General features: G+C 50.3%; 14 protein-coding genes and 1 pseudogene. 13 read left to right on the forward strand and 2 right to left on the reverse strand.

What is annotated here, in order from left to right; genetic code table 11:
- Positions 1-2 precede the first annotated feature (2 nt).
- The 7 genes and pseudogenes from ABXS88_RS05110 (at position 3) to ABXS88_RS05140 (ending at position 6,697) form a co-directional block, all read left to right on the forward strand.
- Positions 3-1,001 carry an adenylate/guanylate cyclase domain-containing protein gene (locus ABXS88_RS05110; RefSeq protein WP_353674104.1) on the forward strand — a complete coding sequence of 333 codons (999 nt, stop codon included), beginning with the start codon at positions 3-5 and terminating at the stop codon, positions 999-1,001.
- Positions 1,002-1,137: 136 nt separating this feature from the next.
- Complete coding sequence (gene zds / locus ABXS88_RS05115; RefSeq protein WP_353674105.1) at positions 1,138-2,574, forward strand: 9,9'-di-cis-zeta-carotene desaturase; 1,437 nt, start codon at positions 1,138-1,140, stop codon at positions 2,572-2,574.
- A 28-nt stretch (positions 2,575-2,602) separates the two neighbouring features.
- The gene (locus ABXS88_RS05120; RefSeq protein ID WP_353674106.1) at positions 2,603-3,052 is read left to right on the forward strand and encodes an SRPBCC family protein; all 450 of its coding nucleotides are present in this window, start codon (positions 2,603-2,605) and stop codon (positions 3,050-3,052) included.
- Between the two features lie 92 nt (positions 3,053-3,144).
- Positions 3,145-3,981: a restriction endonuclease gene (locus tag ABXS88_RS05125; RefSeq protein WP_353674107.1), complete on the forward strand. Its 837-nt coding sequence runs from the start codon at positions 3,145-3,147 to the stop codon at positions 3,979-3,981.
- A gap of 24 nt (positions 3,982-4,005) precedes the next feature.
- Positions 4,006-4,479, forward strand: coding sequence for a DUF29 domain-containing protein (locus ABXS88_RS05130; protein WP_353674108.1), 474 nt, complete (start codon positions 4,006-4,008; stop codon positions 4,477-4,479).
- Between the two features lie 3 nt (positions 4,480-4,482).
- Positions 4,483-5,592, forward strand: coding sequence for a glutamate 5-kinase (proB, locus tag ABXS88_RS05135; RefSeq protein WP_353674109.1), 1,110 nt, complete (start codon positions 4,483-4,485; stop codon positions 5,590-5,592).
- A 258-nt stretch (positions 5,593-5,850) separates the two neighbouring features.
- A pseudogene (locus ABXS88_RS05140) lies at positions 5,851-6,697 on the forward strand (IS630 family transposase).
- Positions 6,698-6,720: 23 nt separating this feature from the next.
- Here ABXS88_RS05140 and ABXS88_RS05145 read toward each other — a convergent pair.
- Entirely contained in the window at positions 6,721-6,873 is a 153-nt protein-coding gene (locus ABXS88_RS05145) for a hypothetical protein (protein ID WP_353674110.1), read from the reverse strand.
- A gap of 373 nt (positions 6,874-7,246) precedes the next feature.
- Between ABXS88_RS05145 and ABXS88_RS05150 the strand changes: the two genes are divergently transcribed.
- From ABXS88_RS05150 to ABXS88_RS05175, 6 genes are all read left to right on the forward strand, one after another.
- Positions 7,247-7,363: a type II toxin-antitoxin system HicA family toxin gene (locus tag ABXS88_RS05150; protein WP_353674781.1), complete on the forward strand. Its 117-nt coding sequence runs from the start codon at positions 7,247-7,249 to the stop codon at positions 7,361-7,363.
- 466 nt (positions 7,364-7,829) lie between these two features.
- Positions 7,830-8,942 (forward strand): S-(hydroxymethyl)glutathione dehydrogenase/class III alcohol dehydrogenase, encoded by a 1,113-nt coding sequence (locus ABXS88_RS05155; RefSeq protein WP_353674111.1) that lies wholly within the window; start codon positions 7,830-7,832, stop codon positions 8,940-8,942.
- 76 nt (positions 8,943-9,018) lie between these two features.
- Positions 9,019-9,906: an NAD(P)-dependent oxidoreductase gene (locus tag ABXS88_RS05160; protein WP_353674112.1), complete on the forward strand. Its 888-nt coding sequence runs from the start codon at positions 9,019-9,021 to the stop codon at positions 9,904-9,906.
- Positions 9,903-10,430, forward strand: coding sequence for a GIY-YIG nuclease family protein (locus ABXS88_RS05165; protein WP_353674113.1), 528 nt, complete (start codon positions 9,903-9,905; stop codon positions 10,428-10,430). The genes ABXS88_RS05160 and ABXS88_RS05165 overlap by 4 nt, the downstream gene beginning before the upstream one ends.
- Positions 10,420-11,205 (forward strand): ABC transporter permease, encoded by a 786-nt coding sequence (locus ABXS88_RS05170; protein WP_353674114.1) that lies wholly within the window; start codon positions 10,420-10,422, stop codon positions 11,203-11,205. Before ABXS88_RS05165 ends, ABXS88_RS05170 begins: the two co-directional genes overlap by 11 nt.
- 86 nt (positions 11,206-11,291) lie before the next feature.
- The gene (locus ABXS88_RS05175; RefSeq protein ID WP_353674115.1) at positions 11,292-11,558 is read left to right on the forward strand and encodes a hypothetical protein; all 267 of its coding nucleotides are present in this window, start codon (positions 11,292-11,294) and stop codon (positions 11,556-11,558) included.
- 36 nt (positions 11,559-11,594) lie between these two features.
- Here the strand turns inward: ABXS88_RS05175 and opcA are convergent, their stop codons facing one another.
- Entirely contained in the window at positions 11,595-12,974 is a 1,380-nt protein-coding gene (gene opcA / locus ABXS88_RS05180) for a glucose-6-phosphate dehydrogenase assembly protein OpcA (protein ID WP_353674116.1), read from the reverse strand.
- Positions 12,975-13,081 lie beyond the last annotated feature (107 nt).

Here is a 13,081-nt window from a genome sequence, read left to right on the forward strand (position 1 = left end):
TTGTGGAAAATACTAAAACCTCAGCTTCTCTCCTGTTAACCTCCCTGAACGGCAATCAACAGATTTCATTGTCGTCCAAAACCTACTGGACGGTTGGACGCTACCAAGATAATGACATTGTCATCGCCGACCATACGATTTCTCGCAACCATGCAATTCTTCAGGCCACAGAAACCGGAGAGTTTTTACTGATTGATCTGGGAAGTCGCAATGGCACCTTCGTCAATGGACGCCGAGTCAGTATTCCAGTCCTACTAAAAAACCGAGACCAAATCACCTTTGGCAAAACCGAAGCGAAATTCTACGCCTCAGAACACGAGGGCCCTCCAAGCGGTATTTTTCTCCGTTCTGCCCACGAAACCCAAACTAGTGCTCTCCACGAGCGTCGCTTGATGTCGGTGATGGTGGCGGATATGCGCAATTTTACGGGGCTAACGCGTCAATTAGATGAAACCATGCTTTCTATTTTGATTGGCAATTGGTTCCGCCAGGCCGGTGATATTTTGCGGGATGCGGGCAGTTGGGTGGATAAGTACATTGGAGATGCAGTCATGGCCATCTGGTTCCATGCTCAGGATGACGTTACTCCCGAGGATATTCTGCGGATTTTCCAGGCCATTAATCGCCTCAATCAGAGTACGACAAAGTTGAGTCAACAATATCCCGTGCCTTTCCCTCTCAGAATTGGGGTTGGGGTAAACACGGGCTACGCCATGGTGGGCAATACCGGCAGTGGCGACCATCCCGACTACACGGCCATTGGTGATACGGTTAACGCGGCCTTTCGTTTGGAGTCCATCACCAAAACCGCCGGCTTTGATGTGGCCATTGGGGAAAAAACCTACAGCTACTTGGCAAATTTCCAAGAACTAGCCCAATTTTTCCGGCCCTACGAAACGGAATTGAAGGGCTACGACAAACCGGCCCTGACCTACGGACTGAATTTTGAACAACTCGATCCCTTTATCCGTCGCAACCAGTCCATGACGACTCTAAGCTAGGCGCTACTGGCAAAGATAGCGCACGGCGTTTCCTGCCTCTGTTCTCCGACTTGGAGCGTCTTCAACGGTTAGGGATTCCAAGGGTGAGTTAAAATTTGTAAAGTTTAACCGTCACAGTCAGGATACAAGTAGCACCATGCGAGCGGCAATTGTTGGGGCCGGATTAGCGGGAATGGCCACCGCTATTGATTTAGTTGATGCCGGCTGGCAAGTCGAAATTTTTGAAGCCCGCCCCTTTGTTGGCGGTAAGGTCGGCAGTTGGGTCGATGGTGATGGCAACCATATTGAGATGGGCCTGCACGTTTTCTTTGGCTGTTACTACAATTTGTTTGCCTTGATGGAGAAAGTCGGGGCCTTGCAAAATTTACGTCTCAAAGAGCATACCCACACCTTTGTTAATCGGGGAGGCCGCTTGGGGGAACTGGATTTTCGCTTCATTACTGGTGCTCCCTTCAATGGCCTCAAGGCCTTTTTTACCACCTCCCAGTTGTCCACCGTGGATAAGTTAGCCAATTCCCTGGCCCTGGGGACGAGTCCGATTGTGCGAGGCCTGGTGGATTTTAACGGAGCCATGCGCGACATTCGAGCCCTAGACCGGATTAGTTTTGCCGATTGGTTTCGGAGCCATGGGGGCAATGACGGTAGTTTGAAAAAAATGTGGGACCCCATTGCCTATGCCCTGGGCTTTATTGATACCGAGGCCATCTCGGCCCGTTGTATGCTGACCATTTTTCAGTTTTTTGCGGCCAAAACGGAAGCCTCTGTCCTGCGTATGCTAGAAGGCTCTCCCCACGAATATCTTCACCAACCGATTCTGGATTACCTCGAACAACGGGGGGCCAAAATCCATACCCGTCGCCAAGTACGGGATATTTACACCGAAGAATTAGAGGGCCAAACCCACATCACTGGCCTGGCTATTGCCGATGGCGAAAAGGTTGAAACCATCACCGCCGATGCCTACGTTTGTGCCTGTGATGTGCCGGGCATCCAACGCCTACTCCCAGAAGCTTGGCGTCAACGCTGGCCCTTTTTCGACCATATTTACAAACTGGAAGCGGTACCGGTGGCCACGGTGCAATTGCGGTTTGATGGCTGGGTAACGGAACTCCACGACCCAGAAAAGCGCCACCAACTGCAACAGGCTGCGGGCCTAGATAATTTGCTCTATACCCCTGATGCCGAATTTTCCTGTTTTGCCGATCTGGCCCTGACCAGTCCCGCGGACTACTACCGCCAGGGCCAAGGGTCTCTAATGCAACTAGTATTGACCCCTGGTGATCCCTTTATCAAAGAAAATAACGAGGCCATTGCCTACCGGGTACTTAAACAGGTCAAGGCTCTTTTTCCCTCGGCCCAGGACTTAAACATGACGTGGTACAACGTCGTGAAATTGGCCCAATCCCTCTACCGGGAGGCCCCCGGCATGGATGCCTATCGGCCCAGTCAAGCCACCCCGATACCTAATTTCTACCTAGCGGGTAGTTACACCCAACAGGATTACATCGATAGTATGGAAGGCGCCACGATTTCGGGACGACAAGCGGCCCAGGCTATCCTACAGGCAAAGTAGTTCCCCCCATTCCCCACCCATCAAAACAATGGCTAACTGGTTAGAACATAGTGTGCAAGTGGAAGTCGAGGCCCCCATTGAGTTGGTGTGGAGTCTCTGGTCTGATCTGGAGCAGATGCCCCGCTGGATGAAGTGGATTGAGTCGGTGAAGGTGCTGGAGGAAAATCCTGACCTTTCCCGCTGGAAGCTCGCTAGTACGGGTTTTGAATTCACCTGGCTGTCTCGCATTCTCAAGTTAGTTCCCCAGCAAATTATCCAATGGGAATCGGTGGATGGCCTGCCTAATCGGGGGGCCGTGCGTTTCTATGACCGCCATGGTAAAAGCATTGTCCGTTTGACCGTGGCCTATGCCATTCCTGGCTGGCTGGGCCAAATTATGGATAATCTCTTTTTGGGCCGAGTGGTGGAATCAACGATCCAAGCGGATTTGGAACGGTTTCGGGTCTACATCATGGATTTACAGGCCCGATCAGTCTAATTCCCCATTTTTTTCATTGTCTCTGAACCCCTAACGTTCAACGAAGTTCTTGCATGAAGCACACTAAGCTAGCCGTGCCCACCTATGACTCGATGCTTTTACCCACGATTCAGGCCTTAGAGAGCTTGGGGGGATCGGGGACAACGGAAGAAATTTATGAAAAAGTGATAGAAATTTTAGCTATTCCAGATCTTATTTTGGAAATTACCCATGGCAACAGTTCACAAACAGAAGTTGAATATCGTCTAGCCTGGAGTCGCACCTACTTAAAAAAATTCGGCTTACTAGAAAATTCAGCTCGTGGCGTTTGGTCTTTGGTCTCGACATCCCTGGACTTGAGAAAATTACAGGCTAGAGACATTGTTGAATTTGTCCGAGATAGTGATAAAAGGGAGAAGATAAAGACTGATAAAAACAATAATAATGATTTAAGCAGTAACACCGAGTTGCCAGAAACCCTAGAAGAACTGGAGTGGCATCAACAATTACATCAAGCACTACTCAGTCTTAGTCCGGGCACGTTTGAAAGGCTGGTACAAAGATTGCTTCGGGAATCAGGCTTTGTACAAGTACAAGTTACAGGTAAATCTGGTGACGGTGGTATTGATGGCGTAGGAATTGCTCGAATCAATGGTTTCCTTAGTTTTCATGTTTTATTTCAATGCAAACGATATCAAGGTTCAGTAACTGCCAGCCAGATTCGAGATTTTCGCGGGGCCATGCAAGGACGGACTGATAAAGGTTTATTAATCACAACAGGAACTTTCACGAGAGATGCCATTAAAGAAGCCACCAGGGATGGGGCCCCACCGATTGATTTGATCGATGGAGAACAATTAGTCGCTCGATTAAAAGAATTAGGCTTAGGCGTCAAAATCAAGATGATTGAGTCTGTGGAAGTTGATTTAGACTGGTTCGCCAAAATATAGTTTTTAAAAAATCATGAGGGCCGGATGCAAAAAGAACTCTATGAGCAGGATTTTCAAGAATGGCTAAAACAAACCATTGAGAATCTTAAAGATCAACAATTTATCCAACTGGATCTGGAGCATTTAATCGAGGAGTTAAACGATTTGGGAAAATCCAACCAGCGGGCCCTCGAAAGTAATCTTTTGATTTTAATAGCCCATTTGCTTAAGCTCCGAGTTCAAAACAATGCACCGGAAACCATGAAAGTGAGTTGGCTCAATTCCGTTAGTGAAGATCGGCAACGCATTCTTTACGATTTAGCTGAAATCCCCTCTCTCCAATCCCATCTCGCAACGGCTATCGCAAAAGTCTATGGCAATGCCCGCAAATTGGCTATCCGAGAAGGAAAACGAGCCAGTTTTGGGGTACGGGTTCCCGCTGATGTCGAATATCCCGAAATCTGTCCCTTTAGCATTGCCCAACTTCTGGATGAAAATTTTGAAGGCCAGACGGAATAATCTATGGCACAAACCCTAGTCATTAAAATTGGTACCTCTAGTCTGACCCAAACGGCCAATGGTCAACTAGCCCTTTCCACCATCGCGGCCCTGGTCGAAACCCTCTGTCAATTGCGGCAAGCGGGCCATCATCCTGTTCTGGTGTCCTCTGGAGCAGTGGGGGTCGGTTGTGGTCGTCTGGGTATTAGCGAGCGTCCTAAACAGATGGCCATGAAACAGGCCATTGCTGCCGTGGGCCAGGGCCGATTGATGCGTATTTATGACGATTTATTTAGTAGTTTGGGCCAACCCATGGCCCAGATTCTGCTGACAAGACGGGAATTAATTGACCGCAGTTGTTACGTCAATGCCTACAACACTTTTCAGGCCCTGTTTGAACTGGGGGTGATTCCCATTGTTAATGAGAATGATACGGTGGCCATTGATGAACTTAAATTTGGCGATAATGACACCCTGTCGGCCCTGGTGGCCAGTTTAGTCGAAGCGGATTGGCTGTTTATTCTGACTGATGTGGATCGGCTCTATTCTGCAGACCCCCGCCTCGATCCCACGGCTCGGCCCATTCCCTTGGTCAGTGCCGGCGAATTATCCCAACTCCAGGTATCGGCCCATAGCACCGGCTCGGCCTGGGGAACGGGAGGGATGCAGACCAAACTGACTGCCGCCCGCATTGCCAGTGAATCCGGTGTCCGTACTGCCATTACCTACGGCCGTAATCCCCAAAATATCCTCAACATTTTGGCGGGAGAACCCCTAGGAACCCAATTTGAGGCCCAGCCCCGCCCGGAAAATGCTCGGAAACGCTGGATTGCCTTTGGCCTAGTACCGGGAGGGAAAGTCTTCATCGATGCGGGGGCCGTCCAGGCCCTGTGTCAGGGGGGGAAATCCCTCTTGGCGGCGGGGGTGGTACGAGTGGACGGCGACTTCCAGGCTGATGATGCAGTACAGATCTGCGACCTCCAGGGCCTGGAAATTGGCCGAGGCCTAAGCAATTATGCGAGTTCAGAACTCAGTCGTATTCAAGGTCGTCGTTCCGAGGAGATTGCCGTGATTTTGGGCTACCAAGGGCCAGAGACGGTGATCCATCGAGATAACCTCGTGCTTCAGAAATAAGGCCAGGTCGATTTACCGACAGAGACACTGTCAGTGGCTAGATGCATAAGCATTGATGGCATTGAGCGCATTGGTCAATCTTAAAGAAGGTACTGTTCCAGTTGATCGTAAGTTGGAATATCAGCCGCAAGGAAGGTTTTTAAGTCTTCCTTTGACGGCTTAGCTAATATTGCTATAGCCAATTCGATTAAGAGTGGGACAGTTGGTTATGAAATTCCGTTACAATGACTGCTGGACTCCTTTCGGAAAAAACTGATTATGGCTCACAGCCTTGATTCGCGACAAAAGGTCATTAACTTTATCGAAGCTGGTGGTAGTGTAACAAAAGCGGCGCAAATATTCAAGGTCGGCAGATCTAGCATTTATCGATGGCTTGATAGGGAAGACCTTGCTCCCACCAAGGTAGAGCATCGTAAGAAAAAAGTAGACATTAAAGAACTCGAAGAAGATGTAAAGAAAAATCCCGACATCCCCTTGAAGGAACGAGCCCAGAAATTCGGTGTTACTTCAAGTTCTCTGTGCTACAGATTTAAGAAGATGAAAATCACGCAAAAAAAAACAACTTCGCTATCAAGAAAGAAATCACGGTGAAAGAGCAAAATACTATAGAGAGCTAAGAGAGTTGGTGAAGATTTACGGTATTGCAAGCCTGGTGTTTATAGATGAAGCGGGGTTTGAGGAGTTTGTATCATCGATATATGGATGGTCAAAAAGAGGGAAAAGAATCTATGGAGAAAAGCAGGGTAGAAGAGGAAAGAAAGAAAATTTAGTGGCAGGAAGAAGAAAAGGAGTAAAAGACTTTATAGCGCCAATGTTATTTATGGGGAGTCTAAATGCAGAAGGGTTTGAGGGATGGTTAAAATATCATTTGTTACCAGATTTAAAAGGGCTATCAGTCTTAATAATGGATAATGCACCAATTCACCGAAAGAATACAATAAGACAGTTAGTAGAGGAAGCCGGGCACAAGGTATTATTTCTGCCGACATACTCACCTGATTTAAATGACATTGAACATGACTTTGGGGCGTTGAAGAGAGCAAGAATCAATGCCAATGGAGAGAAAAGTATTGACGAAATCATCCGTGAATATTGTGCCAGTTAGTGTCCCATTCTTATTTGAATTGGCTATAAACGATTACACTGAATAGCAACACAGAGATCAAAAATATTTTTTACAAATCTACCATTTCCAAGCTCTCCAATTTGAAATTCAAATCTTTGTATTAAATCTTGTATTTTTTCTAGAGTGTTATCCACTAATAAATATCCCTCTTCCATCAGATTAGGAAAGCCGACTTGAGTAAGAACCTCGAAAACCCCTGAGTGCAAGCCTTTCAGATACAATTTTGAATCAATAATCAGATTGGTCTCTGTTGGTTTACACAATACCCCAAACGCTTATCCAGCAAGCTTTTTAGTAGACTGAGTCCTCCGAAAGTGACGAAAGAGGGGTATTTGGTAGCTTCTGTTCCTTCACTGAAAGGTTGTCATACTCAGGCCAAAAGCCTAGATCAACTCATGGAAAGAATTCAGGAAGCGATTGAACTTTGTTTAGAGGTCGAACAAGAGCCCAATCCCCCTCTTGAGTTTGTTGGCGTTCAAAGAGTTGCCATCCGTCGATGAGTAACCTTTCAGCCTTTACGGGACAAAAATAGTTAAAACCTTGCAGAAAGCTGGTTTTGCAGTGATCCGCGTGAAGGGAAGCCACCATTTTCTGATTCATCCCGATGGACGCAGGACTGTTCTGTCCATGCCCAAGAAACGATAGGAAAAGGTCTATTCTTTCAAATCCTAAGAGACTGTGAGTTGACCATAGATGAATTTTTAAAGTTTATGTAAAAGTTGAGAGTTTCGAGGCAGTAAAGTCCGTCCCGGAAGACCGTTTTATAGAACAAAAGAATGTCAAACAAACCAGGGTGCATTCCCCTTCAGCTTAGCCCTCTTCCATCAGATTAGGAAAGCCGACTTGAGTAAGAACCTCGAAAACCCCTGAGTGCAAGCCTTTCAGATATAATTTTGAATCAATAATCAGATTGGTCTCTGTTGGTTTACACAATACCCCAAACGCTTATCCAGCAAGCTTTTTAGTAGACTGAGTCCTCCGAAAGTGACGAAAGAGGGTTAGTCAGGAATTTTTGAGGGACCGCAAACTTCGATCAAAAACTTAATTTTTACAAGAGGCCCCCTCGACTAAGATAGGTTCGACTGATTTGCCTTATTTGAAAAAAATTGCCATGGACATCAAAGCCGCCGTTGCCTGGGAAGCCGGTAAACCCCTCAGTATCGAAACGATTCAGCTAGAAGGGCCTCAAACGGGAGAAGTCCTGGTGGAGATCAAGGCCACTGGTGTTTGTCATACCGATGCCTATACCCTGTCGGGCAAAGATCCCGAAGGTCTATTTCCTGCCATCTTGGGCCACGAAGGGGCGGGCGTAGTGGTGGAAGTCGGCCCTGGCGTTACCAGTCTCAAGCCCGGCGATCACGTCATTCCCCTCTACGTGCCGGAATGTCGCCAGTGCGAGTATTGCCTGAGTTTTAAAACCAATCTTTGCCAAGCTATTCGTCTGACCCAGGGCCGGGGGGTGATGCCCAATGGCACCAGTCGTTTTTCCGTTGAGGGGAAACCGCTCTATCACTACATGGGCACTTCCACCTTTGCCAACTATACGGTGGTGCCGGAAATTGCCCTGGCTAAAATTCGGGAAGATGCTCCCTTCGATAAGGTCTGTTACATCGGTTGTGGTGTCACCACGGGCATTGGTGCGGTGATCAATACGGCAAAAGTCGAGCCAGGCTCACGGGTCGTCGTCTTTGGCCTGGGAGGCATCGGCCTGAATGTGATTCAAGGGGCCAGCATGGTGGGGGCAGACCAGATTGTGGGGGTGGATATTAACCCGGCTAAACAGGCCCTGGCAGAAAAATTTGGCATGACAGATTTTGTCAATCCGAAAGACGTGGAAGGGGATTTGGTGGTCTATTTAGTAGAACTAACCAAGGGCGGGGCAGATTATAGCTTCGAATGTGTGGGCAATGTGCAACTGATGCGTCAGGCCCTGGAATGTTGTCATAAGGGCTGGGGCGTTTCCACCATTGTTGGGGTGGCCGGCGCCGGGGAAGAAATTGCGACTCGGCCCTTTCAATTGGTCACTGGACGAGTCTGGAAGGGAACGGCCTTTGGCGGAGCCAGGGGCCGGACAGATGTGCCCAAAATTGTGGATTGGTACATGGACGGCAAGATTAATATTGATGATCTAATTACCTACACCCTGCCCCTGAGTGAGATTAACCAGGCCTTTGACCTGATGCACCAGGGGAAATCCATCCGCACCGTGATTACCTTTGACTAGATCGTCGTCCAGAGAGAGCAGAAACAATGTTGCTAGCTGATAGACCCTTGTGCAGACTAAACCAAGGTCAACAGTTATGAGTAATTCTGTCACAGTAGCGTTTTTGGGGATGGGAACGATGGGCGCTCCCATGGCCGCCAACCTGGCCCGTCACGGCCATGCCCTAACGGTTTGGAATCGCACCCCCGACCGTCCTGGCCTGACGCTGGCCCAGGCGGCTGGCGCTAAGGTAGCCAACAGTATAGCTGAGGCCGTTAGCCAGGCCCAGATTATTTTTACCTGCCTGGGAGACGTGCCGGATGTCACCGCTGTTCTGCTGGGGGAAGGAGGAGTTCTGGAGAATGCACCGCCCCATAGCTTAGTAGTGGATTTTAGTACTATTGGCCGCGAAACCGCTGTCTTTCTGGCTCAGCAACTCCAGGCACGTTCTCTTCGTTTTTTGGATGTCCCGGTTTCTGGGGGTGATGTAGGGGCCCAGCAAGGAACCCTAACCATGATGGTGGGGGGTGATCCCACTGATTTTGCCCAGGTACTGCCCTATCTCCAGGCCATGGGGAAAAATATTACCTACTGTGGCCCGGTGGGGAGTGGTCAGGCCGTTAAACTCTGTAACCAAGTCTTGGCGGCCCTGCATATGGTCGCATTATGCGAAGCCCTAACCTTAGCCGAAGCCCAGGGCCTAGACCCCCAACTGGTGGTGCAGGTTTGTGGGACGGGGGCCGCTGGTTCCTGGGCCTTGAGCCATTTGGGGCCGAAAATTTTAGACGGGAATCTGGAACCGGGCTTCATGGTGCAACATATCCTTAAGGACCTACGTTTAGTGCAGTCAACCATCCAGACCCAAGGCCTTAACTTACAGGGGGTGGCCCTGGCCGAACAACGCTTTCAACAAGTGGGAGATCTACCTCATGGCCTTGGCCAAGGAACCCAGGCCATGATTCGTACCTATCGAGAAAACCTATGACCTATTCTGCCTTGGCCGATCTACCCTTTTGGCCCTACCTCAACGATGCCGGGGATCTCAATCCTGACTGGCAGGGAAAAACCGGAGCCTATGCCATCTATGACCAACAACAGGCCCTCCAGTACATTGGCTATTCTCGGGATGTCCGGGCCAGCCTGCTCCAGCACCTCGTCCGTCAAGTAGAAAATTGTTATTGGGTCAAACTGCAATGGGTGGAACGCCCGAGCCGGACTGTGCTAGAGGACATTCGCCAGGCTTGGATTGCAGAAAACGGGGCCTTGCCAACCGGCAATGGAGAAGACCAAGCCCTCTGGTGTCAGCCGATCCCGGTTACACCGGCCCTGACCGAGGCGGAACGTCTGACCTTTGACCAGAGCGATGAATTGGGCCAGGCGAAGCTATTAAAAACGGTGGCGCGACGGCTAGAGGCGGAACGGCTGGCCCAACTCCAGGCCCGGGGGGCCAAGTTAGAGATTCGCTTCAATCCCAAGCTCAAGGAACAGGGGTTATTGGATGTCAAATAGTCTGCAATTCTGGCAGTCCGTCCAGGGAGTGGCCCAGCGGGTCTGGTGGGAGCTACTGCATCGTAAACGCAGTTTGCTGTTTTGGCTGGTGTTTCCCTTGGTGGTGTTACTGCTGAATGGCATCATCTTTGCTGACCGGGCCGAGTTGGAACTGTCGGAGGCCCTGCAATTTGCGGCTCCGGCGAGTCTGGTGGGGGCGGCCTTCTTTTTCAGTTGTCTGGGGGGAAGCGTGGCCATTATTGTGGCGGAACGAGAACAAAATACTCTCAAGCGCCTGCTGATCACCCCGCTTTCCGGTGGCGCCTATTTTGCGGGGATCTACCTGGCCCTGGGGGGCATTGCTCTCCTGCAAACCCTGGCGGTGTTAATACTGGTTTATCTATTGGGAGCCCCCTACCAAGGGAATTGGGGCCTGGGATTAGCGATCTTGGTGCTCAGTGTCGCCGCCTACGTTGGGGCCGGCTTTATCCTAGGCACGCAATTGGCCCGGCGGACAGAGGATGTTAATGCCCTGGTTGCAACCCTTGGCCTGCCGTTAATGATCCTCGGCGGGGCCTTTTTCCCCAGTTCTATTTTTCCAAAATCCCTGCTGGCCATCGCCCGCTACAATCCGGTTTACCATATGACCGAGGCCTTAACCCAAGTCTGGGCTGAAGGGAAAGATTGGCCGACCATTCAGGGCCACCTGCAATTTCTAGCTATCTTTACCGTCTTTATGATCCTGGGGGGTTGGTTGGCCTATCAGCGAGTCTTGGCCCAGGAGCGTCGTCGTTGACAAAGGGAAGACTTGTCTTCCGTGTCGTTAGGTTCTTCAGTCAAAACTTGCTACCATGTGTAGCGGTTTTGCTCCTGGAAAAAAGAATGTTTAACCTTGCCTTGCCCCTGGCCATTGCCGGGGAATTTCCTGTCTATTTTGTGGCGGTCTATGCCGTGGGATTAGTCGCGGCAGTCTCCCTTGGCTTGATTGCCTGGTACAACTCCAAGCGACCAGTGGGTTGGGAAAATAGCCAACGACCCGATTTTATTCCTGAGCTTAAGTTGGGCAATGAAGAAACAACCGCCCCAGACCTGTTCGATCCCAACCAGGAACCGGAAGCGGCCCCCAACCCGCCCGCAGACAATTCATAAGCAATAGCTTCCTGGCCTAACGTATTGCTCCATCTTCTAGGGCGTCTGGGCCAATTTCAAAATGTCGTAGACGATGGCCATACTCTCTCCGTAGAGGACATCCTGTCCCCAACGCTGGAGTTGTCGGCCCAGAAGTTGTTCAGTGCCTTGGTCTCCCAGGTCAGTCACTTGTTGAATGCGGTAATTTTGGGCCCCGCCGCCCGCTTCCATTCGCATACAGCCCATGGTGCCGGAGCAGAGGACAGTTCCACAATCCGCCTGGGCATTGGTGGAGCCAAGTTTCAAACTGATTAAATCTCCCAGCACTTTGCCGGTATCGGCTACGGGTAAACCAGCCAGTTCTGTTTCGACAATCCGCTGACTTGGACAAAGGAATTGCACCCGGCGAATATCGTAATCCCCCGGTTCATGGCGATACTGGATGGGTTGCCATTGCAGACGACTGGCAATCCACCCCAAAAACATCAGGGCCTGGGTATGATTACCTTTCTCGTAATCAATGGCGACCTGGTCAATTTCTCCCACCGCGCGACGACGCTCAGGAGAATCAAAGGCCTCGGCGGTGAGTTCCTGCCAGGGGGCCAAACGACCCCAATTGAGGTCAGCAATATTGGTCTGGTGCTGGAGCAGGCGACTGGTCTGCCACAGATCCAATTCGGGATTGGTGAAGGTACTGGAATCCACAATAATCGTATTAGCCAAGCTCGCTAGACGCTGGAACAAGCCATACTCGGTTTCGGGACTAGCCTTCCACCAGACAAATTTGGGCAGTTCCGGGATCATCAGTTCGGTGATAATGCCGCCAACGCGCTCAAGGGCATTGTAGGTGCCCTTGAGGGTGATGTACTCACAGCAGACTAGGGCATTGTGATGGCGTTTCTGGATGGGACAGTAGGCCGCCACCTGGGCCTGGACGCCTTCGTCGGCCTCCGGGGTGGGGCAGAGGGTAATAATCCGGCAGGGATTGGAAGCAGCAATGGCATCCGCCACGCCACTGCCCTCTAGATCGGGGGAGTAGGGTTGGGCCAGGCGTTGGGCCGCCGTAGTCAGGGTTCCCTGAGCCTGGGCTTGTTTAAATTCCTCTTGCACCCGTTGGACAAATTCAGGATTGGATTGGCCCGTCACGGGCAAGTCGTACTGTTTTTGGGCCGATTTAATAGCGGCGGTCATGCGGGGGCCGGCAATACCGTCAATGGGGCCCGTGTAAAAGCCAAGGGCCGCGAGTAGAGATTGAATGGCGTCGGGTTCATAGACCACAAAACTAAAGGTGGTGGCCCGTACTGCCGCTAGGCCATCTTCATTATTGCCGTAGGTGCTCCAAATCTGGGCCAGCTCTTTTTCGATAACGTCCAGAGAAACATCTTTAGGGTCTTGCAGAGAAACCAGGGGAGGGGCTGGGGGCGTACTTGGGGACATGATCTTCTGGGGGTCAGCAGATGAGATTGGCCCTATCTTAGACTTAGAAATTACTTTGCTGATCATTCCCACGGATTTTCTTCAGATGCTACTCTAGGCCAAATTCC

It is taken from the genome of Synechocystis sp. LKSZ1 (assembly GCF_040436315.1).
In the GTDB taxonomy this organism is placed as follows: domain Bacteria; phylum Cyanobacteriota; class Cyanobacteriia; order Cyanobacteriales; family Microcystaceae; genus Synechocystis.